Raw genomic sequence first — 23,231 nt, 5'->3', positions numbered from 1 at the left:
GCAGGCCGCGAACCGGGCTTCCCCCTAAGGGACATCCCGGATTTGCCACTACTCTTGCACCGGCCTATTGGGAGCAAACGAATGCAATGGGTCGGATCTCATGAGCGCAGTGGAACGGCTTGATGACCAGTATGTCGATCGGCCTGGAATGAATCCCCAAGTGAATTCGGCCGAGACCCCCTCGATCGAAGCCGAGCTGATCGAAGAGCCGGCCAAAGGTCGCGCCAAGCTGCGGCCGCTGCTCGCGCTGGCGCCCTATGTCATCCGCTATCGCGGCCGGGCGGCGCTGGCCTTCGTCGCACTCACGGTCGCGGCGATGACCACGCTGCTGGTGCCCATCGCGGTGCGCCGGATGATCGATTTCGGCCTGACGCCCGAGGGCATCGAGCTGATCAACAGCTACTTCTCGGTGATGCTCGCGGTGGTCGCCGTGCTCGCGCTCGCCAGCGCCGCGCGCTACTACCTCGTGATGACGATTGGCGAGCGCATCGTTGCCGACCTCAGAGGCGACGTCTTCGCTCATCTGCTCTCGCTCTCCCCAGCCTTCTTCGATTCCGCGCGCAGCGGCGAGTTGATCTCGCGGCTCACCGCCGACACCACCCAGCTCAAATCGGCCGTCGGCGCCTCGGTGTCGATCGCGCTGCGCAATTTGATGATGTTCCTGGGCGCCGCGGCGATGATGGTGATCACGAGCCCCAAGCTGTCGGGCTTCGTGCTGCTGGCCATCCCCTTGATCGTGCTGCCGCTCGTCGCCTTCGGCCGCTGGGTGCGGCGGCTGTCGCGCAATGCGCAGGACACGCTCGCCGACGCCTCGGCCTATGCCGGCGAGCTGGTTGGCGCGATCCGCACCGTGCAAGCCTATACCAGCGAGCAATTCGCCGAGAAGCGTTTCGGCGGCGAGGTCGAGCAGGCCTATGAGGCGGCGCGCACCTCGACGCAGGCCCGCGCGGTGCTCACGGCCATCATCATCTTCATCGTGTTCGCAAGCGTGGTCGCGATCCTCTGGATCGGCTCGCACGACGTGCTGTCAGGCGCGATCTCGCCGGGCCGGCTCGGTCAGTTCGTGCTGTATGCGGTGTTCGCCGCAGCCGGCCTCGGCCAGCTCAGCGAGGTCTGGGGCGAGGTGTCGGCGGCATCAGGCGCGGCCGAGCGCCTGTTCGAGATCTTGCACGTGAAGCCGGACATCGAGGCGCCTGCGTCCCCCCGAGCGCTGCCGGTGCCGGCGCGCGGCGAGGTCAGTTTCGATCAGGTCAGCTTTGCCTATCCGGTGCGGCGCGACGTCAATGTGCTCGATGCCGTGTCATTCACGGTGCGCCCCGGCGAGAAGGTCGCGATCGTCGGTCCGTCCGGCGCCGGCAAGAGCACGATCTTTCACCTCTTGCTGCGCTTCTACGATCCGCGCAGCGGCGCGATCTCGCTCGACGGCGTGCCGGTCAAATCCGCCGATCCTCGGGATTTCCGCGCGCGCATCGCGCTGGTGCCGCAGGAATCCAACGTGTTCGCCGCGAGCGCGCGCGAGAACATCCGCTTCGGACGGCCCGATGCGACCGACGCCGAGGTCGAGCGCGCCGCCGAGCTCGCCCATGCCGCCGAATTCATCCGCCGCCTGCCCGAAGGTTTCGACACCCCGCTCGGCGAGCGCGGCGTGACGCTGTCGGGCGGCCAGCGCCAGCGCATCGCGATCGCCCGCGCGATCCTGCGCGATGCGCCTCTGCTGCTGCTCGATGAAGCCACCTCCGCGCTCGATGCCGAAAGCGAGACGCTGGTGCAGACCGCGCTCGAAGAGCTGATGCGCCACCGCACCACGCTTGTGATCGCGCACCGCCTCGCCACCGTGCTGTCCTGCGACCGCATCCTAGTGATGGACCAGGGCAGGATCGTCGAGCAGGGCACGCATGCCGAGCTCGTCGCTGCGAACGGGCTTTATGCGCGGCTGGCGCGGCTGCAGTTCGAGGGCGCTTGAGGCGCCGAGCCGGGGCGACGTGCAGCGCTGCGATCGTCGCCTCACCCGCACTGTCATCACGCCCGCCATTCCATTTTCAGCACCGGTCGCCCCGAGGTCGGGTTCACATCGTCCCCGGCATGGGCAAAGCCGTTGCGTTCGTAGAAGCGGATGGCGCGGCTGTTGTCCTTGTTGACGAGCAACGTGATGCCCGACGGCGACAGGCGCTTGGCCTCTTCGACCAGCAGCTTTGCGGCATCCGAGCCCCAGTGATCGGGGTCGACCACGAGCTGGTCGAGATAGCCTTCGCCATCGATCGTGACGAAACCGATCGGCCCGCCATTCAGTTCCGCCACCACGATCCGGGCTTTCGGCACCAGATCCTTGCGCCAGCGCTCGCGCCACCATTCCAGACGGGCCGCGAAGTCGATCTGCGGATAGGCCTGCTGCCAGGTGCGATGCCAGAGGTCGATCGAGGCTGCTTCGTCCTCGGGGCGATAGGCGCGGAGGTGGAGGGCGCTCACTACCGCTCCGTCAGCTTCAGCTCGATGCGGCGGTTGCGCTTGTAGGCTTCTTCCGTGTTGCCGGCATCGAGCGGCTGGAATTCGCCGAAGCCGGCCGCGACGAGGCGCTGGGCCGGCACGCCGAGCGAGACCAGATATTGCACCACCGAGATCGAGCGCGCAGCCGACAGGTCCCAGTTCGACTTGAAGTTCGCACCGCTCACCGGGCGGACGTCGGTATGGCCGTCGACCCGCAGCACCCAGGGGATCTCGCTCGGGATCTTCTTGTCGAGCTCGATCAGCGCGGTCGCCAATGTGTCGAGTTCCGCACGGCCCTCGGGCAGCAGCATCGCCTGTCCGGTGTCGAAGAACACTTCGGACTGGAACACGAAGCGGTCGCCGACGATGCGGATGTCGGGCCGGTTGCCGAGGATGGCGCGCAGCCGGCCGAAGAACTCCGAGCGGTAGCGCGACAATTCCTGCACGCGCTGCGCCAGTGCCACGTTGAGGCGAGAGCCGAGATCGGCGATCCGGTTCTGTGATTCCTTGTCGCGCTTCTCGCTGGCGTCGAGCGCTTCTTCCAGCGCCGCCAGCTGCCGGCGCAAAGCGCTGATCTGCTGGTTCAGCACCTCGATCTGCGCCAGCGCCCGCGCCGAAACGGCCTTCTCCGAGTCCAGCGCCTTGCCGAGCTCCGAGGTCTTGCCTTGCGCGTCGTTGCCGGCGGCAGCCAGGCCGTCATAGAGGCCCTTGATGCGGTCGCGCTCGCTCTCGGCGGAGGCGAGGCCGGCCTTCAGCGATGAGACCTGATCGTCGAGCGTGAGCTTGCCGAGCTTTTCGAGCGACAACAGCTCGTTGAGCTGCGCGATCTTGGCGTTGAGTTGCTCCAGCGCCTTGTCCTTGCCAGTGACCTCCTGCGACAGGAAGAACTGCACCACCAGGAATACCGACAGCAGGAACACGATCGACAGCACCAGCGTCGACAGTGCGTCGACGAAGCCGGGCCAGTAGTTGAGGCCGCCGTCGCTGCGGCGGCCGCGCGCTAGAGCCATATCGCTAACTCTTCTCCGGCTGGCGTGCGAGCCGTTCCAGCAGCCGCCGGATCTCGCGGTTCTGCTCGCCCTGGCCATCGGCCCATTCGCGGATCATCTGCTGCTCGGTGCGCATGTGCGAGACCAGTGCCTGGATGGCTTCGGCAAGGCTTGCCATCGCGGCCGTGGTGCCGCGGCTGGCGCTGCCTTCCTCGAGCACGGAGCGCAAGCGTTCGACCGCGGCCTGGAGCTCGCCGCTGGCGACACCGCCGCCGCCCCCGGAAGCGACCGCGACTTCGCCGCTGCCATATTCCCGCACCGTGGTGGCGAGCCAGTCTTCGAGGTCGGTGTAGAAGCGGTTCTGCGCCTGGCTCGATTGCAGATCGAGGAAGCCGAGGATCAGCGAGCCGGCGAGGCCGAACAGGGAGCTCGAGAACGAGATGCCCATGCCGCCGAGCGGGGCGGCGAGGCCCTCCTTCAGCGTGTCGAACAATGCGCCGGAATCGCCGCCGACCTTGAGCCCGTCGATCACCTTGCCGACCGAGCCGACCGTCTCGATCAGGCCCCAGAAGGTGCCGAGCAGGCCGAGGAAGACCAAAAGGCCGGTCATGTAGCGCGAGATGTCGCGGGCTTCGTCCAGGCGAGTCGCGATCGAATCGAGCAGGTGTCGCATGGTGGTCTGGGTGATCGACATCCGCCCCGAGCGCTCGCCGCCGAGGATCGCCGCCATCGGCGCCAGCAGTTTCGGGTGCCGCGCCGGTGCCAGGCCGGGATCGGCAATGCGGAAATTGTTGACCCAGGATACCTCAGGATAGAGCCGGATGACCTGGCGGAAGGCCAGGATGATGCCGATGAACAGCACCGCCCCGATCAGGGCGTTGAGCCCGGGATTGGCGAAGAAGGCCTGGATGATCTGCTTGTAGAGCACCACGCCCACCAGCGTGCACAGCACCAGGAAGACGAGCATCCGCACCAGGAAGACGCTGGGTGAGGACAGTTTGGTGTACTCGATATCCATGGTGGAGCGGGAAGTGCCAGGCGGCATGGCCGGTATCATCCATTACGAAAGCTTGCTTGCGGCGCGCACTATGGCACAGCGCCGGCCCAAAAAAAGCGCCGGATGCGCCGATTTCGGGGACAGCTCGGGGAACCCGGAGCCGAAGCGGCGCTTTGATAGCCGGGTATCTGCAGAAGTTCGCCATTCGGGGGGGCGCATGAGCGTCGTTTCCGCGATCATCGGGACTGCCGAACGGGTGCCGCTTCCGGACGTGGTGGTCCGTGCCGCGATCCAGCGCCTGTGCTCCCGCAGCGCAACCCGCCTCGCCGCACATGACGCCGCCGCCGATGCCGCTTTCGCCGGCCGGATGATGCTGCGGCCGATCGCTGGGGATGCCGAGGCCGGGGGCGGCGAGGTGCCCGCTTCGTTCTTCGCCGAGATGCTCGGCCCCAGCCGCAAATTCTCCTGCTGTTTCTACAAGACCGGTGCGACCACCCTGCAGGAGGCGGAGGAGGAGGCGCTGCGCCAGACTGTCGAGCATGCCGGTCTTGCCGACGGCCAGACCATCCTCGAGCTCGGCTGCGGCTGGGGCTCGCTGTCGCTGTGGATGGCCCGGCAGTTTCCGCATGCTGAGGTGACGGCGGTGGCGATCTCGCAGGCGCAGCGCGCCCATGTCGAGGAGCAGGCGCAGCGGCGCGGTTTGCCGAACCTTCGCGTGGTCACAGCGGACATGAACGTGTTCGCGCCCGACGGCCAGTTCGACCGCATCGTCTCGGTCGAGATGTTCGAGCGGATGATGAACTGGCGGAAGCTGATGACGCGCCTGCGGACATGGCTCGCGCCCGACGGCCGCTTCTTCATGCAGATCGTCACCCATCGCTCCGGCTCGCAGCTGTTCGACCGGCTGGATCGCGACGACTGGATCGCGCAGCACGTCTTCACCGGCGGGCTGATGCCGAGCCATCACCTCGTGAGGCAATTCGGCGACATCTTCACGGTCGAAAAGGAATGGTGCTGGAGCGGCACGCATTATCAGCGCACCGCGAACGACTGGCTCGCCAATTTCGATACGCATCGGGACGCGATCGAGGCGTCGTTGCGCAAGGCCCATGGCGAGGAGACCGCACTTTGGCTGCGGCGCTGGCGCTGGTTCCTGCTCGCGACCTCGGGCCTGTTCGGCTACGCCGATGGAACCGAATGGGGCGTCAGCCAGTATCGGATGAAAGCGGCCGGAGCGGATTGACTTCTAAAGAAGTCGTTAAGTGTGTTGCGTTGTGCGGACGGCACACGCCGGGTATTTCTTCGAGCAAACACGTTTCGATTGTTGTCTGATTGTTTCCGCTCGCTTAAGCCTCGCAGACGTCCTTCGTGAATCACATGATAAGAAAATCCGCACCCTCGAAGCTGTGGACCCAATTGGAATAGTGTATGCGTGAATGCATCCGGGCTGCCTCGATCCGTAGACGGCAGGAAAATCGGCCCTTCCGGAATCAGTTTCGAACCAGACCATCTTCCCTCTGTACCCGAATATTTCGCTTGCTTCTGGCCAGCCTGTCGGCAGCGGCGCTGACGGTCGCCTCGATAGGATCGGCCTCGGCCCAGGCCAACTGGACCGGCGCGACCAGCAACGACTGGACGGTCGGCAGCAACTGGTCGGGCGGAGTGGTCCCAATCGCAGGCAACGTCGTCAACATCAATTCGACCTCGCCAAACCCGACCGTGCTCGGCGCCAGTGGCGCAGCGGTCGGAGCGACCGGAAGCCTCTTCCTTGGCGGATCTTCCAGCAGTCTGACGATTCAGAACGGCAGCACGCTGACGAGCAACGGCGCGTCTCTCGCGATTGGAGTCGCAGGCGGGAATAACGGCACCGTGACTGTCAGCGGCGCCGGATCGCAATGGATCACATCCGGCGATCAGATCGAAATCGGCGCCAGTGGCAACGGTACGCTCAACATCCAGAGCGGCGCCAGAGTCGTCGCCCAAACAGGGGTTTTTCTCGGAACCTTCGCAGGCGGCACAGGCACGCTGAATATCAATAGTGGCGGCACGCTCGAGACGATCAACCTCGCGAAGGGCGGTTCAGGAGCCGGGCAGGTCAATTTCGATAACGCCACCCTGCGCGCCCGGATAAACAACAACTTCTTCATCAGTGGATTTTCGCCAGGGACGCTCAATATCGCGGCGGGCGGCCTGACCGTCGACAGCCAGGCTTTCACTGTGAGCGCGGGCGCCGGTTTTTCCGGCGTCGGCGGATTGACCAAGACCGGCGCGGGCACCTTCAATCTCCGCGCAGCCAATACCTATGCTGGTGCGACGGTGATCCAGGCCGGCACGCTCGCCCTCGCTAGCAGTGGCTCGGTTGCAGCGTCGAGCCGGGTCGTCGCAAACGGAGCCTTCAGCATCTCGGGCATCACTGCTGCCGGCACCAGCATTCAAAGCCTGGCAGGAACCGGCACCGTCGCGCTGGGCGCGAAGAATCTCACCATCACCAACGCGAACGATCAGTTCGCCGGAGTGATCGGCGGCACCGGCGGCGTGACGCTCGCTGGCGGCACCCAGACGCTGTCGGGGAGCAACAATTACACCGGCGCGACCACTGTGAACGGCGGCATCCTCCGCGCCGGAGCCGCGAATACATTCAGCGCCGCCTCGGCCTTCACCGTGGCCTCCGGCGGCACGCTCGACCTGGCCGGCTTCAATCAAACGCTGACTTCGCTGGACAATGCCGGCACGGTCAGCCTCGGCGGCGCGTCGGGCACCACGCTGACCGTGGCCGGCAATTATGTCGGCAATGGCGGCACCGTGCAGCTCAACACCCGGCTCGGCGACGACAGTTCGCCGACCGACCTGTTGCGGGTGCAGGGGAGCACGTCGGGCACATCGTCGCTGCGCATCACCAATGTCGGCGGCAGCGGCGCGCAGACCGTCGAGGGCATCAAGGTGGTCGACGTAGCAGGCGCGTCCAACGGCAGCTTTTCGCTGCTGGGCAGCTATGTCTTTCACGGCGAGCAGGCGGTGGTCGGCGGGGCCTATGCCTATACGTTGCAGAAGAACGGCATCGCTAGTCTCGGCGACGGCGATTGGTATCTGCGCTCGAGCCTGATCAACCCGCCGCCGGTGACACCCCCCGGTCCGCTCTACCAGCCCGGCGTTCCGCTGTACGAGAATTATGCGCAGGTGCTGCTCGGCATGAACGATCTGCCGACGCTGCAGCAGCGCGTCGGCAACCGTTATTGGGGCGGCAGCGATGCGTTTGCGCGCGCCGGTGGCGCGACGACGATGCCGGGCGCGGCTTCACCGCCGCCGACGGCGTTCTGGGGCCGTATCGAAGGCGGGCATTCCGACCTGCAGCCTGCCAGCACCACCGGCTCGACCTACAAGGCCGACCATCTGAAAGTGCAGACCGGGCTCGACGGCCTTGTGCTGGAGAACGAGCGGGGCCGCTTGTTCGTCGGCCTCACGGCGCAATACGGCCTGACGACCGCCGATGTCGCCTCGTTCTTCGGCAACGGGCGTATCCGCGTCGAGGGCACGGGCGTCGGCAGCACCCTGACCTGGTATGGCGACAACGGCTTCTATGTCGACGGTCAGGCGCAGTCGATGTTCTATCGCAGCGATCTGTCCTCCGTGCCGGCCGGCAGCCTGATCCACGGCAATGAAGGCTTCGGCTACGCCTTCAGCGCCGAAGCCGGCAAGCGGATCGGTTTGGGCAACGGCTGGCTGCTGACGCCGCAGGCGCAGCTGTCCTATTCGAAGGTTGCCTTCGACGGCTTTGCCGATCGGTTCGGCGCGCCGGTGGCGTTGCGCGATGGCGACAGCCTGCTCGGCCGCGCCGGGCTTGCCCTCAACCATCAGAGGACCTGGAACGACGGCACCGGCATCGTGCGCTCCGACGTCTACGGCATCGCCAACCTGCGCTACGAGTTTCTCAACGGCACCAACGTCGATGTCGCCGGCACCGGTTTTGCCAATGCGCAGGACCGGCTGTGGGGCAGCATCGGCGGTGGCGGCACCTATAGCTGGGCCAATGGGCGCTACGCTGTGTTCGGCGAGGTCTCCTACAATGCGAGCCTCAACAACAGTGCGGACAACCGCAATTACAAGGGTACCGGCGGCTTCCGCCTCACCTGGTGATCGACGCCGCCTGCCGGTGGGCGGGAGCACCGCTCGTTGCGGTCTTCTGTCGCGGCACGCGGGGATGGAACCGGACTCACAATCGGGTGAGCTGTAAAAAACGCCAAGAACTCAGCACCATAGCCCGTGTGACATTGAGCCGCCCGCGCGATGCGTTGCATTGCAGCAGATGCACTCTATTTTGGCGGCATCAGCCGCGTGCAAAAGGCCCAGAACGGGCCTCGCGCGAGCATGACCAGTTTCAACAATTTTGGGGCACCCCACTTCATGTCAGGACTTCGTGCGCGATCGGCATGCGTTGCAATGATGCTCGCGGCCTTGGCGCCGCTGTTGGCGGGCTGCGATGAATCCAGCTCCGCGATTTCTGCCGCGCCTCCGTCGGCTCCTGACGTCAGCATCGTGATCGTGAAGCCACAGTCGCGCGCCATCGTGCGTGAGCTGCCGGGCCGCATCGCGCCGACCCGCGTCTCCGACGTGCGGCCGCGCGTCTCCGGCATCGTGGTGGAGCGCCTGTTCCGCCAGGGCAGCGAGGTGAAGGCGGGCGATCCGCTCTACCGCATCGATACGCGCCCGTTCGAGGTCGAGGTGCAGGCTAACGAGGCGGCGCTGGCCAAGGCCGAGGCCGCTGCGATGCAGGCGCATCAGCAGGCACGCCGCGTCGCTGCGCTCACCAAGGACCGCGCCGCGCCGGAGGCCGAAAACGAGAAGGCGATCGCGGCCGAGCGCCAGGCCCATGCCGACGTCGAGGGACGCAAGGCGGACCTCGCGCGCGCCAAGCTCAATCTCGACTATGCGACCGTGCGTGCGCCGATCGACGGCGTCGTCGGTGCGGCCCTCGTCAGCGAGGGCGCGCTCGTCGTGCAGAACGAGACCAATCTCGCCAGCATCCAGCAGCTCGATCCGATCTATGCAGACTTCACCCAGTCGGTGAACGAACTCAATCAGCTTCGCCGCGCCTTCGAAACCGGCGATCTCGAGCGTATTGCGTCCGACACCGCCAAGGTCCGGCTCGTGCTCGACGACAACACGATCTATGCGCTCGACGGCAAGCTGTTGTTCTCCGATGCCAAGGTCGATGCCCATACCGGACAGGTGACGCTGCGTGGCCAGTTTCCCAATCCCAAGCGTGAGCTCCTGCCCGGCATGTATGTCCGCGTCCGTCTCGACCAGGGTCTCGATTCCGACGCGATCGCGGTGCCGCAGCAGGCGATCCAGCGCAATGGCGGCGGCGGCAGCGAGGTGTTCGTCGTCAAGGACGACAACCACATCGCCGTGCAGGCGGTGCGCACCGGTTCGGTGCAGGACGGCCTCTGGTTCGTCACTGAAGGCCTGAAAGCCGGTGACAAGGTCGTGGTCGAAGGCTTCCAGAAGTTCGCAGCCGGCGACAAGGTCAAACCGCAATCCTGGTCGGAAGCCGACGCGACCGCGGACAACCGGCACGCCGCCCAGCAACTCACGCGGTAACGCGGCATGGCGAGCTTTTTCATCGACAGGCCAATCTTCGCCTGGGTGGTCGCGCTGTTCATCTGCTTGATCGGCGCGATCGCCGTGCCGCTGCTCCCGATCGCGCAATATCCGATCATCGCGCCGCCCTCGATCTCTATCTCGACCAGCTATCCCGGCGCCTCGCCGGAAAACCTCTACAACAGCGTCACGCGGCTGATCGAGGAGGAGCTCAACGGCGCCGCCAACATCCTCAACTTCGAATCGACCAGCGACTCGCTCGGCCAGGTCGAGATCATCGCCAACTTCCAGCCGGGCACCGATACCAGCGCCGCCTCGGTCGAGGTGCAGAACCGCATCAAGCGCGTCGAGGCGCGCCTGCCGCGCGCGGTGATGCAGCAGGGCATTCTGATCGAGGAAGCATCCAGCGCGGTGCTGCAGATCATCACGCTGAATTCGACCGATGGCAGCCTCGACGAGGTCGGCCTCGGCGACTTCATGATCCGCAACGTGCTGGGCGAGGTCCGCCGCATTCCCGGCGTGGGCCGCGCCACGCTGTACTCTACCGAGCGCAGCTTGCGCGTCTGGGTCGATCCGGCCAAGCTCGTCGGCTACGGGTTGACCGCCGACGACGTCAACAAGGCCATCACCGCACAGAACGCGCAGGTCGCCTCGGGCAGCATCGGCGCCGAGCCGTCGACGTCGAGCCAGCGCACCTCCGCGCTGGTGCTGGTCAAAGGCCAGCTCTCGTCACCGGACGAGTTCGGCGCCATCATCCTGCGCGCCAATGCCGACGGTTCGACCGTGCGCTTGCGCGACGTCGCGCGTGTCGAGGTCGGTGGTCTCAGCTATCAGTTCAACACGCGGCTCGACGGCAAGCCGACCGCGGGCCTCTCCGTCCTGATGTCGCCGACCGGCAACGCGCTGGCGACCGCGAGCGCGGTCGAAGAGAAGATGAAGGAGCTGTCGCGCTTCTTCCCGGCCAACATCACCTACGAGATCCCCTACAACATCACGCCCGTGGTCGAGGCCTCGATCAAGAAGGTGCTGACGACGCTGGTCGAAGCCGTGGTGCTGGTGTTCGTGGTGATGTTCCTGTTCCTCCAGAACATCCGCTATACCATCATCCCCACCATCGTGGTGCCCGTGGCGCTTCTGGGCGCCTGCACCACGCTTCTGCTCGCCGGCTACTCCATCAACATGCTCTCGATGTTCGGCATGGTGCTCGCGGTCGGCATCCTCGTCGACGACGCCATCGTCGTGGTCGAGAACGTCGAGCGCATCATGTCCGAGGAAGGACTGCCGCCGAAGGAAGCGACGCGCAAGGCGATGTCGCAGATATCCGGCGCCATCATCGGCATCACGCTGGTGCTGATGGCAGTGTTCGTGCCGATGGCATTCTTCCCGGGGTCGGTCGGCATCATCTATCGCCAGTTCTCGGTGACCATGGTCGCCGCGATCGGTTTCTCCGCCTTCCTTGCGCTGTCGTTGACACCGGCGCTGTGCGCGACCCTGCTCAAGCCGGTCGCGGCCGGGCACGGTCATGCGAAGAAGGGCGTGTTCGGCTGGTTCAACCGCCTGCTCGAAGGCATCAAGGAACGCTATTCGCGCACCGTCGGCTTCTCGCTGAACCGCACCGGCCGCCTGATGCTGGTCTATGTCGCTCTGCTGGTCGGCCTGTCCTGGGCCTTCGTCAATCTGCCTGGCGGCTTCCTGCCCGTCGACGACCAGGGCTTCATCACCACCGACGTGCAGACGCCCTCGGATTCGTCCTATGCCCGTACCGAGGCCGTGATCGAGAAGGTGGAAAAATACCTTGCCGCACGGCCGGGCGTCGACAACGTCACCTTCCTCACCGGCTTCAGCTTCTCCGGCCAGGGCATGAACACCGCGCAGGCCTTCATCACCTTGAAGGACTGGTCGGAGCGCGGGCCGAAGGATTCCGCTTCAGCGATCGTCAACGACGTCAACCGCGACCTGGGCTCGTCGATCCGCGACGCAAAAATCTCGGCGCTGCAGCCGCCGCCGATCGACAATCTCGGCAACTCCTCTGGCTTCTCGTTCCGCCTCCAGGACCGCGGCCAGAAGGGCTATCAGCAATTGATGCGCGCCGCCGATCAACTGATTGCCGAGGCCAATGCGAGCCCGGTGCTGCAGAAGGTCTATATCGAGGGCCTGCCCGAGGCGGGCGTGGTCAATCTCATGATCGATCGCGAGAAGGCCGGCGCCTTCGGCGTCACCTTCGAGGACATCAACAACACGATCTCGACCAATCTCGGCTCGAACTACATCAACGACTTCCCGAACCGCGGCCGCATGCAGCGCGTCGTGGTGCAGGCCGACGCCCGCGACCGCATGCGGACCGAGGACATCCTCAACTACAACGTCAAGAACAGCCGCGGCCAGCTTGTGCCGTTCTCGTCCTTTGCCACGGTGGAATGGGCGCGGGGACCGACGCAGATCGCCGGCTTCAATTATTATCCGGCGGTGCGCATCTCCGGTGAGGCGAAACCCGGTTTCACCTCGGGCGACGCCATCGCCGAGATGGAGCGGCTCGCCGGCAGGTTGCCGCGCGGCTTCGGCTATGAATGGACCGGGCAGTCGCTGCAGGAGAAGCTCTCGGGCTCGCAGGCGCCGTTCCTGCTGGCGCTGTCGGTGTTCGTGGTGTTCCTGTGCCTCGCGGCACTCTACGAGAGCTGGACCATCCCGCTCGCGGTGCTGCTCACCGTGCCGCTGGGCATCGTCGGCGCGGTCGTCGCAGCGACGCTGCGGAGCCTGCCCAACGACGTCTACTTCACCGTCGGCCTGATCACCATCATCGGCCTTGCGGCAAAGGACGCGATCCTGATCATCGAATTCGCCAAGGATCTGCGAAAAGAGGGCAAGCCGCTGGTGGAAGCGACCATCGAAGCCTGCCGCCTGCGCTTCCGCCCGATCCTGATGACGGGTCTTGCCTTCATCTGCGGCGTGCTGCCGATGGCGATTGCGCATGGCGCCGGCGGCGCCAGCCAGCAGGCGCTCGGCAGCGTCGTGATGGGCGGCATGATCGCGGTCGTGATCCTGGCGCTCTTGATGGTGCCGGTGTTCTTCGTCTCCGTGCAGCGCGTGCTCGCGGGAGACCGGGAGCCGAAGGCGAAGGAGGGCGCGGCGTACGGACCGCCCGCGCCGGCAAGGACCGGCCACTGACGGTTTTTCCGTCATTCCGGGGCGCGCGTAGCGCGAACTCCGATGCGCAAATGCGCATCTGGGAATCCATCGCGACAGTAGCGATGCAGACCAATGGATTCCAGGCCAGCGCCAAAAGGCGCGGCCCCGATGACGGAGCGCCGCCTTACGCGGGCTTCCTCAAGATCTTCACCAATTCCCCGTGGACGAACTCGTTGCCGCATACCACGTGGCCCGTGACCAGCGGATCGCCGGGCGTCGCGATGTCGCTCACCGTTCCACCTGCCTCGCGCACCATCAGCATGCCGGCGGCGATGTCCCAGGATTGCAGGTTGCGCTCCCAATAGCCGTCGAGGCGGCCGGCGGCGACGAAGGCGAGGTCGAGCGAGGCGGCGCCGAAGCGGCGCAGGCCTGCGACGCGGTCCTGGATCGCGGTCATCTCGCGGCGGAATTCCTCGTGGTCGCCGCGGCCGATATGGGGCAGGCCGCAGGCGACCACGCATTCGTTGAGCTGGCGGCGCCCGGCCACCCGCAGACGCTGGTCGTTGAGGAAGGCGCCCTTGCCGCGCTCGGCGATGTAGAGCTCGTCATTGGCGGGGTTGTAGATCACGCCCGCAATGATCGTGCCCTCGCGCACGAGGCCGATCGAGATCGCGAATTGCGGAATGCCGTGCAGGAAGTTGGTGGTGCCGTCGAGCGGGTCGACGATCCAGGTGTGGCTCTTGTCGGAGCCCTCGCGGGTGCCGCCTTCCTCGCCGATGAAGCCGTAGCCGGGACGGGCCTTGGCGAGATCCTGATAGACGATCTCCTCGGCGCGCTTGTCGGCGAGCGACACGAAATTTGCCGGCCCTTTCAGCGAGACCTGGAGATGCTCGATCTCGCCGAGATCGCGCTTGAGGCTGCGGCCGGCGCGGCGCGCGGCCTTGACCATGACATTGATAGTGGCGGAATACAGCATGAGCCTTCGGATTTGATCGGGGGAAAGGGCGGGAAATCGCGCCTGTTTGAGCAATGGGGTGCCCTGCGAGGGCGCTTGCGTCAAGTCATTGGGTCAAGTCATTTCGGGGTCAAGTCATTTGGTTCCGAGCCATTTTTTGGCGGCGGCCTCCGCCTTGGCCCGGTCTTCGGCCGGCAAGTCGGACAATTGCTTGTCGAGCTCCGGGTCGCCCTTGCCGGCGGTCTTGGCCACCAGGTGCCATTTGAAGCCCTCGACCTTGTCCACGGATGCGCCCACGCCGTTGATCAGCACCCACGCCAGCCGGTTCTGCGCGACCGCACTGCCCTGGCGGGATGCCTTGCGGAGCAGGGCCACGGCGGCCGGCTGGTTCTTCGGCGTGCCCGTGCCGTTGAACATGGCGATGGCATATTCGACCTCGGCGTCGACATTGTCGGCGAGCGAGGCGGCTTGAAGCAGCCGCACGGCGCGTTCGGCGTCCTTCGCGACGCCGGTGCCTTCCTTGTAGAAGGTCGCGAGCGCGTATTGCGCCTCGGGCAGGCCGGCATCGGCGGCCTGGCGCAGTAGCTCGGCGGAGCGCTTGACGTCCTGCGGCAGGGTCTGGCCGTCGAGATAGAGCAAAGCGAGGTTGTAGGCCGCCTTGGGTTCGCCGAGCTTGGCGGCGGACGCCATCAGCTTCACCGCTTCGCCCTTGTCGACCGTGCCGCCGCGGCCCGAAATGCGCAGCATGGCGAGCGCGAACATCGCCTCGCGGTCGCCGGCGTCCGCAGCGCGCTTGTACCATTCGGCGGCCTTGGCGTAGTCGCGCCGGATCCCCATGGCGTTGGAATAGAGCTCGCCGAGCATGGTCATCGCCTTGGGATCGCCGGCTTGCGCGCGGGCAGTGGCCAGCTCGAACGCCGTCTTGTACTGGCCGCGCTGATAGGCGCCGTACACCAGATCGACATTGGGATTGTCGGCCGGAGGCGCAGGGATGACGGTCGCGGGCTTGGGCGACGGCGACGGCTTGGGGGATGGTGACGCCTTCGGCGCCGCCTCCTTCTTCTTGGCAGGCGCGGGCGGCTTGGCCTTCTGCTTCTCAGGCGCCGCGCTCGGCGTCGTGGCCGGCGGGGTGATCTGGAGCTGTGCCGCCGCGGGCGTCGTGAGCAGCAGCGTGATCAGGATGGTGATGCGCGGGAGCTTCATGTCGGGCGCTAGCCGTGCTCCCGGCTCGCAGGATCTTGGCTCGCGGTCGCATGGGCCTTCTTGATCGCAGCATCCGCCTCGATCAGCGCGGTCTTGGGCCCGCGCGGATCGAACCAGATGAAGTCGCCGACCAGCACAAAATCGGCGCCGCTGGCGGCGAAGTCGTGGGCTTCTTCCAGCGACATCGCAAAGCCGACGCAGGGCGGCTCGAACAGCTCGGCCCACCAGTCCAGCCGTTCCGCGATCGCTTGCGCCTGGGGACGCTGGCCTTTCGCATCGGGCTCGCCGAACAGCAAATAATCCGCCCCCATCTCGCCCGCATCCATGGAATGGTGCCGCGTCGTCAGCCCGCCGACGCCGGCGATGCGATCGGGCTTCAGCGATGGCAGCGCCTCCTTCAGCGCGGCGATGCCGGGCAGGTGCGCGCCGTCGGCACCGCCCCGCGCGACCAGCTCGGCGTGGCCGTCGACCAGCAGCGCGGCGCCCGCCTTCTGCACCGGCGGTGCGAAGGCCTTGATACGCGAGATCATGGTGCGCTGGTCGGTCTCCTTCAACCGCAGCAGCACGGCCGCGACATCGGCGGCGGCGAGCAGGCCCGGCAGCTCGGCAAGAAGCGAAGCGGGATCATCGACGACAGGCGTCGCGAGATAGAGACGCGGCGCCGGGCGCGGCGGAGGTGGTTTGTTCGACAAGATCTAGGCCGCCTTCTTTTCCAGGCTGCTTTGCCATTCGCCCTTGGAAGCTAGTCCGTTCATCCGCGCGCGATGGCTGAAGGCGCGTTGTCCGGCCGCGACGTTCTCGGCTTTGCCGGACCAGGCCTTCTGCGGCGCGGCCTGCAGCGCGCGGCCGTAGGAGAACGTCAGGCCCCAGGGGAGCGGGCCCAGCTTGTGCATGGCGTTGAGATGCGCGGTCGCCTCTTCATCCGACTGTCCGCCGGACAGGAAGGCGATGCCGGGCACCGCCGCGGGCACGCAGGCCTTCAAGAGCCGGATCGTCTTCTCCGCGACTTCCTCGACGGAGGCCTGTTTCGCGCATTTCTTGCCTGAGATCGCCATGTTGGGCTTCAGCACCATGCCTTCGAGTGCGACCCGCTGCACCCGCAATTCCTGAAACGTCTTGTTGAGCACGCGTTGCGTGACGTCATAGCAGCGGTCGATGTCGTGGTCGCCGTCCATCAGCACCTCGGGCTCGACGATCGGCACGATCTGGGCGGCCTGGCACAGCGCGGCATAGCGCGCCAGCGCGTGGGCGTTGACGCTGATCGCGGTCATCGAGGGAATCCCGCCGCCGATGTCGATCACGGCGCGCCATTTGGCGAAGCGTGCACCGCGCTCATGATATTTCTTCAGCCGCTCGGCGAGCTTGTCGAGCCCGACTGTGACGAGTTCTCCCGGGCACATCGGCAGAGCTTGCGTGCCCTCGTCCACCTTGATGCCGGGAATGGCGCCGCTCTGTTCGATCAACCTGACCAGCGGTGTGCCGTCCTTGGCATCCTGCCAGATCGTCTCATCATAGAGGATTACGCCGGAGATGTACTGGCTCATGGCATCCTTGGAGCGGAACAGCATCTCGCGATAGTCGCGGCGGTTCTCTTCGGTCGAGTCCACGCCGATCGCGTCAAAGCGCTTCTTGATGGTGCCGGAGGATTCGTCGGCGGCAAGGATACCCTTGCCTGATGCGACCATGGCGGTCGCCACCCTGTTGAGCTCAGTCAGATTCATCGAGAGGTCCTCCCAAAACGATTCTGCCCTTGCCCGTGAAAATAGACCGTTCTCGGGCAATTGCCGAGTTAACGTTCGTCGCAGGGTAAAGGGGGGAGGCCGGTCATTCCGGGGCGCGCCCCTTGGCGCGAGCCCGGAATCCATTGATCCGCGTCGACGGTGGCACCGTGGATTCCGGGCCCGCGCTGCGCGCGCCCCGGAATGACGGTGCCTGCCCTTACGTCGCTTACGCCACCTTCGGATCCAGCTCGCCCTTGGCGTAGCGCTTGGCCATCTCGGCGGTGGTCAGGACCCGCTTGATCTTGGAGGCTTGCCCCGCGGTGTTGAACTCCTGGAGCCGCTGCTTGCACAGCTTGGTCATGGCTTCCATCGCCGGCTTCAGGTACTTGCGCGGATCGAACTCTTCCGGGCTGTCCTTGAGCACCTTGCGGATCTGGCCGGTCATCGCCATGCGGTTGTCGGTGTCGATGTTAATCTTGCGCACGCCGTTCTTGATGCCGCGCTGGATCTCGGCCACCGGCACGCCCCAGGTCGGCTTCATCTTGCCGCCATTGGCGTTGATGATCTCCTGCAGGTCCTGCGGTACGGAGGAGGAGCCGTGCATGACGAGATGCATGTTCGGCAGCTTGCGATGGATCTCCTCGATCACGTTCATGGCGAGGATGTCGCCATCGGGCTTGCGGGTGAACTTGTAGGCGCCGTGAGAAGTCCCCATCGCGATCGCGAGCGCGTCGACCTTGGTCTCCTGGACGAACTTCACGGCCTCGTCCGGATTGGTCAGGAGCTGGTCGTGGCTGAGCTTGCCTTCGGCGCCGTGGCCGTCTTCCTTGTCGCCCATGCCGGTTTCGAGCGAGCCGAGCACCCCGAGCTCGCCTTCGACCGAGATGCCGCCGAGATGGGCCATGTCGGTCACGGTCTTGGTGACGCCGACATTGTAGGCCCAGTCGCCGGGGGTCTTGCCGTCGGCCTTGAGCGAGCCGTCCATCATCACCGAGGTGAAGCCGGCCTGGATCGCGGTCATGCAGGTCGCCGCTTCATTGCCGTGGTCGAGATGAACGCAGACCGGGATGTGCGGGTAGATTTCGGTGACCGCGTCCATCATGTGCTTGAGCATGATGTCGTTGGCATAGGAGCGCGCGCCGCGCGAGGCCTGGATGATGACGGGGGCATCGACCTGGTTGGCCGCGTCCATGATCGCCAGCGCCTGCTCCATGTTGTTGATGTTGAAGGCCGGTACGCCGTAATCGTTCTCCGCCGCGTGGTCGAGCAATTGACGTAACGTGATCCGAGCCATCTGTCTTTTTCTCCCGTTTGGGCCTTCCAAGGCCGCTCAATGTTTGCCGATCGAAGCTTACTTGACGCGCAGCACCTCAACGCCGGGCAGGGGCTTGCCTTCCATCCATTCAAGGAACGCGCCACCGGCGGTCGAGACATAGGTGAAACTGCCGGCGACGCCGGCCTGGTTGAGCGCCGCGACGGTGTCGCCGCCGCCCGCGATCGAGATCAGCTTCTTGGCCTTGGTGCGCTCGGCAGCGTGCTTGGCGGCCGCGACCGTGCCGCGGTCGAATGGCTGCATCTCGAAGGCGCCCAGCGGTCCGTTCCAGACCAGCGTCGCAGCGTCGTCGATCGCGGCGTGGACGCGGGCGATCGACTGCGGACCGACGTCGAGGATCATGCCGTCGGCCGGGATCGCGTCGAGCCCATAGGCATGCGAGGGCGCGTTGGCGGCGAAATGATAGGCGACGGTGGCATCCACGGGGAGAATGATGGCGCAGTTGGCGGCTTCCGCCTTCTCCATGATGCGTAGCGCGGTGGCGGCGAGATCCTTCTCGGCCAGCGACTTGCCGACGCCGACGCCCTGGGCGTGCAGGAAAGTGTTGGCCATGCCGCCGCCGATCACCAGCGCATCGACCTTGCTGACGAGGTTTTCGAGCAGGTCGATCTTGGTCGAGACCTTGGCGCCTCCGATGATCGCGATGACAGGCTTGGTCGGCGAGCCCAGCGCCTTCTCCAGCGCGTCGAGCTCGGCCTGCATGGTGCGGCCGGCATAGGCGGGCAGCTTGTGGCCGAGACCTTCGGTCGATGCGTGGGCGCGGTGCGCCGCCGAGAACGCATCATTGACCCAGATGTCGCCGAGCTTTGCGAGCTCCGCGACGAAGGCGGCATCGTTCTTTTCCTCTTCCTTGTGGAAGCGGGTGTTTTCGAGACAGAGGATATCGCCGTCCTTCAGGCCGGCGACCGCCTTGGCCGCGGGCTCGCCGATGCAGTCCTCAGCGAAGGCGACGGGCTTCTTCACGACCTTCGACAGCGCCTCGGCAACCGGCTTGAGCGAGTCCTTGGCATCGCGTCCCTTCGGCCGGCCGAAATGCGCGAGCAGGATGACCTTGCCGCCCTTGTCCGCGATTTCGGTGATGGTCGGCGCGACGCGCTCGAGCCGGGTCGTGTCGCTGACGCGGCCATTGTCCATGGGGACGTTGAGATCGACGCGCAGCAGCACGCGCTTGCCCTTCACGTCGACGTCGTCGAGGGTGCGGAATTTGTTGGTCATGCTCGGCTCTCTTGTCCCGGGCCTCTAGGAGGTCATTCCGGGGCGGTGCGCTAGCACGAACCCGGAATCTCGAGATTCCGGGTCTGGTCCTTCGGACCATCCCGGAATGACGGTGCAACTGGAACGCCGGATACTCAGATCACCTTCGCGATCGCAGCGGCGGTGTCCGCCATGCGGTTCGAGAAGCCCCACTCGTTGTCGTACCATGACATCACGCGCACCAGCGTGCCGTTCTGCACCTTGGTCTGGTCCTCGTGGAAGGTCGAGGAGTGCGGGTCGTGGTTGAAGTCGATCGAGACGTTCGGCGCACTGGTGTAGCCGAGGATGCCCTTGAGCTGCTGCTCGCTGGCGCGCTTCATCGCCGCGTTGATTTCCTTGGCGTCGGTGGCGCGCTTGGCGACGATCTTGAGATCGACCACCGAGACGTTCGGGGTCGGCACGCGAATCGCGACGCCGTCGAGCTTGCCCTTCAGCTCGGGTAGCACGAGGCCGATCGCCTTCGCCGCACCGGTCGAGGTCGGGATCATCGACATCGCAGCCGCACGGCCGCGATAGAGATCCTTGTGCATTGTATCGAGCGTCGGCTGGTCGCCGGTATAGGCGTGGATCGTGGTCATGAAGCCGGTCTCGATGCCGACGAGGTCGTTCAGCACCTTGGCGACTGGCGCGAGGCAGTTGGTGGTGCAGGAACCGTTCGAGATGACCAGATGATCCCTGGTCAGCGTGTCGTGGTTGACGCCGTAGACGATGGTGGCATCGGCGCCGTCGGCGGGCGCGGAGACCAGAACGCGCTTGGCGCCGGCGGTCAGGTGCGCGGAAGCCTTGTCCTTCGAGGTGAAGATGCCGGTGCATTCCATCGCGATGTCGACGCCGAGATCCTTCCACGGCAGCTTCGAGGGATCGCGCTCGGCGGTCACCTTGATCTTGCCGCCGCCGAGGTTGATCGAGTCGCCGTCGACGGTGACGGTACCGGGAAAACGGCCATGGACGCTGTCGAAGCGGAGCAGATGGGCGTTGGTTTCGACCGGACCGAGGTCGTTGATGCCGACGACCTCGATGTCCTTGCGGCCCGACTCGGCAATAGCCCGCAGGATGTTGCGGCCAATGCGGCCAAAACCGTTAATTCCAACGCGGACTGCCATGTTTCGTCTCCTTCAATGACCGTTGTCATCCCGCACAACGCGCTATGCGCGCCTGCGAGGGTTTTTTAGGGGCGGGCGCCCGGTTCGGCCGGGCGGTGCTTGATCATATGAGAGACTACGTAGTCCTTTTTTGGGGCAAGCTCAACTCTCAGGAAACGCGTTTCAGCACGGCGTTAACCGCGGCCTCGGCGGTAATGCCGAAATGCTTGTATAGCTCCTTGGCAGGACCGCTTTCGCCGAAGGAATGCATGCCGATGAATTCGCCATCCTGGCCGATCACGGCGTCCCAACCCCAGCGCACGGCGGCCTCGATTGCAATCCTGACCGGCGCGTTGCCGATGATGGCTGCGCGCTTGGCCTCTGGTTGCGCTAACAACAGCTCGAGCGAGGGAACGGAGACAACGCGCGAGGCGATGCCGCGTTCCGCAAGCTGCTTCTGGGCGGCGACCGCGATCTCGACCTCGGAGCCGGACGCGAACAGCGTCGCCTTGGCTTCGCCCTGGGCTGCGACCAGCTCATAGGCGCCGGCCGCGCACGGATTGTCGTTCGGTGCGGTGGTGCGGAGCTGCGGCAGGTTCTGGCGCGTCAGTGCCAGCACGGTCGGTCCGTCCACGCGATTGAGCGCGAGCTCCCAGCATTCGGCGACCTCCATCGCATCGCACGGGCGGAACACGCGCATGTTCGGAATGGCGCGAAGCGCGGCGAGATGCTCGACCGGCTGATGGGTCGGACCGTCTTCGCCGAGGCCGATGGAATCATGCGTCATCACATAGACGACGCCGGAGCCCATCAGCGCGGCAAGCCGCATCGCTGGACGTGCGTAGTCGGTGAACACCAGGAAGGTCGCGCCGTTCGGCGCGTAGCCGCCGTGCAGGAAGATGCCGTTCATCGCGGCGGCCATGCCGTGCTCGCGAATGCCGTAATGGATGAAACGCCCCTTCGGCGTCTTGGCCGAGAACGCGGTCGCCGATTTCGCCTTGTTGTTGTTGGAGCCGGTCAGATCGGCGGAGCCTGCCAGGAATTCCATCGGCATCGCGCCGGCAATGACTTCGATCACGGCTTCCGAGGATTTGCGGGTCGCCGCGGTCATCGGCTTTTCCAGCAATTCCTTCTTGTACGCGCGCAGCGCCTTTGCCAGCGAGGCCGGACGCTCATGGCGCAGGCGGCGTTCGAATTCGGCGCGCTTGCGGCTGCCGAGCTCGCCAAGTCGTGTTTCCCATTCCTGTCGTGCGGCTGCGCCGCGGCTACCGGCTGCGCGCCACGCCTTCAGCACGTCCTCGGCGACCGCGAACGGCTCGAGCGAGAGACCGAGCTTCTCCTTGGCGGCCTTGAGCTCGTCGGCCCCCAGCGCCTCGCCATGCACCTTCGAGGTGCCGGCCTTGGTGGGCGCGCCGAAGCCGATGGTGGTGCGGCAGGCGATCAGCGTCGGCTTGTTGGACTTCTTGGCGCGCGTGATCGCGTCGGCGATCGCCGCCTGGTCGTGGCCGTCGATCTTCTCGGCGGCCCAGCCCGCCGACTTGAAGCGCTTCACCTGGTCGACGGAATCGGAGATCGAGGTCGGGCCGTCGATCGAGATGCCGTTGTCGTCGTAGAGCACGATCAGCTTGTTGAGCTTCCAGTGCCCGGCCATCGCGATCGCTTCCTGCGACACGCCCTCCATCAGGTCGCCGTCGGAGGCGAGCACATAGGTGTGGTGATCGACGATCTTCTTGCCGAACTCGGCGGCGAGCATCTTCTCGGCGAGCGCCATGCCGACCGCGGTCGAGATGCCCTGGCCGAGCGGACCGGTCGTGGTCTCGATGCCCTTGGTACGGAAATTCTCGGGATGGCCAGGGGTGAGCGAGTCTACCTGGCGGAATTGCTTGATCTGGTCCAGCGTCATCTCGGCATTGCCGGTCAGATACAGCAGCGAATAGAGCAGCATCGAGCCGTGACCGGCCGAGAGCACGAAGCGGTCGCGGTCCGGCCAGGCGGGCGCGGCGGCGTCGAATTTCAGGAACTGCGTGAACAGCACCGTGGCGATGTCGGCGGCGCCCATCGGCAGGCCGGGATGGCCCGATTTCGCCTTCTCGACAGCGTCCATCGAAAGGCCGCGGATCGCGTTGGCCATACGGGAGTGATCGACCTGCGTCATGTCTGAAATCCGTCTGAAATGAGGCGCTTGGCGATGCACGCCCGCGCGGGAGGAGCCTGGCGGCCACTGAAGGTCGGGGCTGGGATAGCACCTCGGTTCCGGGAGTCCAAGGCAGTCAAACGCGGATTTGGCCGCAAAAGTTGCCTCTGTGGAGATCGCTTTTCCACCGGGCTCGCGCGTGGGAGCAACGGTCGAATTGGGACGAGCTCCATCCGATCTATCGGTGCATAGTTTCGCGGCGACGTTGCGCTTCCCTAGCTTGCCACGTAAATTTCTGCTTCTAACCGCTTGCCGAACCGAGTCTTTTGCCGGGCGGCAAGCCCCAGGAAAAAGG

Annotated in this window: 16 protein-coding genes; 5 read left to right on the top strand and 11 right to left on the bottom strand. The window is 65.6% G+C overall.

The genetic code is table 11. The features are described from left to right. Positions 1-100: 100 nt before the first annotated feature. Complete coding sequence (locus RX330_RS31970; RefSeq protein WP_375848081.1) at positions 101-1,963, top strand: ABC transporter ATP-binding protein/permease; 1,863 nt, start codon at positions 101-103, stop codon at positions 1,961-1,963. Between the two features lie 56 nt (positions 1,964-2,019). Here the strand turns inward: RX330_RS31970 and RX330_RS31965 are convergent, their stop codons facing one another. Genes RX330_RS31965 through RX330_RS31955 form a run of 3 tightly spaced genes read right to left on the bottom strand, consistent with a single transcriptional unit; the run spans position 2,020 to position 4,518 of the window. Further along, positions 2,020-2,466: a GNAT family N-acetyltransferase gene (locus tag RX330_RS31965; RefSeq protein ID WP_317241140.1), complete on the bottom strand. Its 447-nt coding sequence runs from the start codon at positions 2,464-2,466 to the stop codon at positions 2,020-2,022. Beyond that, complete coding sequence (locus RX330_RS31960) at positions 2,466-3,494, bottom strand: peptidoglycan -binding protein (protein ID WP_212087995.1); 1,029 nt, start codon at positions 3,492-3,494, stop codon at positions 2,466-2,468. The genes RX330_RS31965 and RX330_RS31960 overlap by 1 nt, the downstream gene beginning before the upstream one ends. A 4-nt stretch (positions 3,495-3,498) precedes the next feature. Beyond that, the gene (locus RX330_RS31955) at positions 3,499-4,518 is read right to left on the bottom strand and encodes a flagellar motor protein MotA (RefSeq protein WP_212087997.1); all 1,020 of its coding nucleotides are present in this window, start codon (positions 4,516-4,518) and stop codon (positions 3,499-3,501) included. Positions 4,519-4,687: 169 nt separating this feature from the next. Here RX330_RS31955 and RX330_RS31950 point away from each other — a divergent pair, with 169 nt between their 5' ends. The 4 genes from RX330_RS31950 to RX330_RS31935 all read left to right on the top strand — a co-directional run bounded on the left by RX330_RS31950 (position 4,688) and on the right by RX330_RS31935 (position 13,233). Further along, entirely contained in the window at positions 4,688-5,713 is a 1,026-nt protein-coding gene (locus RX330_RS31950) for an SAM-dependent methyltransferase (RefSeq protein WP_317241139.1), read from the top strand. 293 nt (positions 5,714-6,006) lie between these two features. After that, entirely contained in the window at positions 6,007-8,604 is a 2,598-nt protein-coding gene (locus RX330_RS31945; RefSeq protein WP_317241138.1) for an autotransporter outer membrane beta-barrel domain-containing protein, read from the top strand. Positions 8,605-8,871: 267 nt separating this feature from the next. Further along, positions 8,872-10,068, top strand: a complete 1,197-nt coding sequence (locus tag RX330_RS31940) for an efflux RND transporter periplasmic adaptor subunit (protein ID WP_212088000.1) — start codon at positions 8,872-8,874, stop codon at positions 10,066-10,068. A 6-nt stretch (positions 10,069-10,074) separates the two neighbouring features. Then, complete coding sequence (locus RX330_RS31935; protein ID WP_212088001.1) at positions 10,075-13,233, top strand: multidrug efflux RND transporter permease subunit; 3,159 nt, start codon at positions 10,075-10,077, stop codon at positions 13,231-13,233. Between the two features lie 145 nt (positions 13,234-13,378). Here RX330_RS31935 and RX330_RS31930 read toward each other — a convergent pair whose 3' ends face one another. The 8 genes from RX330_RS31930 to tkt form a co-directional block, all read right to left on the bottom strand. Next, positions 13,379-14,170, bottom strand: a complete 792-nt coding sequence (locus RX330_RS31930; RefSeq protein WP_317241136.1) for an inositol monophosphatase family protein — start codon at positions 14,168-14,170, stop codon at positions 13,379-13,381. A 114-nt stretch (positions 14,171-14,284) separates the two neighbouring features. Then, the gene (locus RX330_RS31925; protein ID WP_317241134.1) at positions 14,285-15,352 is read right to left on the bottom strand and encodes a tetratricopeptide repeat protein; all 1,068 of its coding nucleotides are present in this window, start codon (positions 15,350-15,352) and stop codon (positions 14,285-14,287) included. 8 nt (positions 15,353-15,360) lie between these two features. Beyond that, the gene (locus RX330_RS31920; RefSeq protein ID WP_317241133.1) at positions 15,361-16,044 is read right to left on the bottom strand and encodes a thiamine phosphate synthase; all 684 of its coding nucleotides are present in this window, start codon (positions 16,042-16,044) and stop codon (positions 15,361-15,363) included. Positions 16,045-16,047: 3 nt separating this feature from the next. After that, on the bottom strand, positions 16,048-17,073 hold the full coding sequence (locus tag RX330_RS31915; RefSeq protein ID WP_317241132.1) for a class I fructose-bisphosphate aldolase: 1,026 nt from the start codon (positions 17,071-17,073) through the stop codon (positions 16,048-16,050). Between the two features lie 226 nt (positions 17,074-17,299). Then, on the bottom strand, positions 17,300-18,367 hold the full coding sequence (gene fba, locus RX330_RS31910) for a class II fructose-bisphosphate aldolase (RefSeq protein ID WP_211415912.1): 1,068 nt from the start codon (positions 18,365-18,367) through the stop codon (positions 17,300-17,302). A gap of 57 nt (positions 18,368-18,424) precedes the next feature. Next, positions 18,425-19,621, bottom strand: coding sequence for a phosphoglycerate kinase (locus tag RX330_RS31905; RefSeq protein WP_317241131.1), 1,197 nt, complete (start codon positions 19,619-19,621; stop codon positions 18,425-18,427). 134 nt (positions 19,622-19,755) lie between these two features. After that, the gene (gene gap / locus RX330_RS31900; RefSeq protein ID WP_212088019.1) at positions 19,756-20,763 is read right to left on the bottom strand and encodes a type I glyceraldehyde-3-phosphate dehydrogenase; all 1,008 of its coding nucleotides are present in this window, start codon (positions 20,761-20,763) and stop codon (positions 19,756-19,758) included. Between the two features lie 148 nt (positions 20,764-20,911). Beyond that, entirely contained in the window at positions 20,912-22,897 is a 1,986-nt protein-coding gene (gene tkt / locus RX330_RS31895) for a transketolase (RefSeq protein WP_317241130.1), read from the bottom strand. Between the last annotated feature and the right edge of the window lie 334 nt (positions 22,898-23,231).

Source organism: Bradyrhizobium sp. NDS-1, from assembly GCF_032918005.1.
Lineage (GTDB): Bacteria > Pseudomonadota > Alphaproteobacteria > Rhizobiales > Xanthobacteraceae > Bradyrhizobium > Bradyrhizobium tunisiense.
Note: the sequence above shows the minus strand (reverse complement) of the source record. Positions and strands in the feature narration are given on the sequence as shown.

Coding starts and splice junctions, on each gene's coding strand:
- RX330_RS31970 (WP_375848081.1), top strand. CDS start 101: ATGAGCGCAGTGGAACGGCTTGATGACCAGTATGTCGATCGGCCTGGA.
- RX330_RS31960 (WP_212087995.1), bottom strand. CDS start 3,494: ATGGCTCTAGCGCGCGGCCGCCGCAGCGACGGCGGCCTCAACTACTGG.
- RX330_RS31955 (WP_212087997.1), bottom strand. CDS start 4,518: ATGCCGCCTGGCACTTCCCGCTCCACCATGGATATCGAGTACACCAAA.
- RX330_RS31950 (WP_317241139.1), top strand. CDS start 4,688: ATGAGCGTCGTTTCCGCGATCATCGGGACTGCCGAACGGGTGCCGCTT.
- RX330_RS31940 (WP_212088000.1), top strand. CDS start 8,872: ATGTCAGGACTTCGTGCGCGATCGGCATGCGTTGCAATGATGCTCGCG.
- RX330_RS31935 (WP_212088001.1), top strand. CDS start 10,075: ATGGCGAGCTTTTTCATCGACAGGCCAATCTTCGCCTGGGTGGTCGCG.
- RX330_RS31930 (WP_317241136.1), bottom strand. CDS start 14,170: ATGCTGTATTCCGCCACTATCAATGTCATGGTCAAGGCCGCGCGCCGC.
- RX330_RS31925 (WP_317241134.1), bottom strand. CDS start 15,352: ATGAAGCTCCCGCGCATCACCATCCTGATCACGCTGCTGCTCACGACG.
- RX330_RS31915 (WP_317241132.1), bottom strand. CDS start 17,073: ATGAATCTGACTGAGCTCAACAGGGTGGCGACCGCCATGGTCGCATCA.
- fba (WP_211415912.1), bottom strand. CDS start 18,367: ATGGCTCGGATCACGTTACGTCAATTGCTCGACCACGCGGCGGAGAAC.
- RX330_RS31905 (WP_317241131.1), bottom strand. CDS start 19,621: ATGACCAACAAATTCCGCACCCTCGACGACGTCGACGTGAAGGGCAAG.
- gap (WP_212088019.1), bottom strand. CDS start 20,763: ATGGCAGTCCGCGTTGGAATTAACGGTTTTGGCCGCATTGGCCGCAAC.
- tkt (WP_317241130.1), bottom strand. CDS start 22,897: ATGACGCAGGTCGATCACTCCCGTATGGCCAACGCGATCCGCGGCCTT.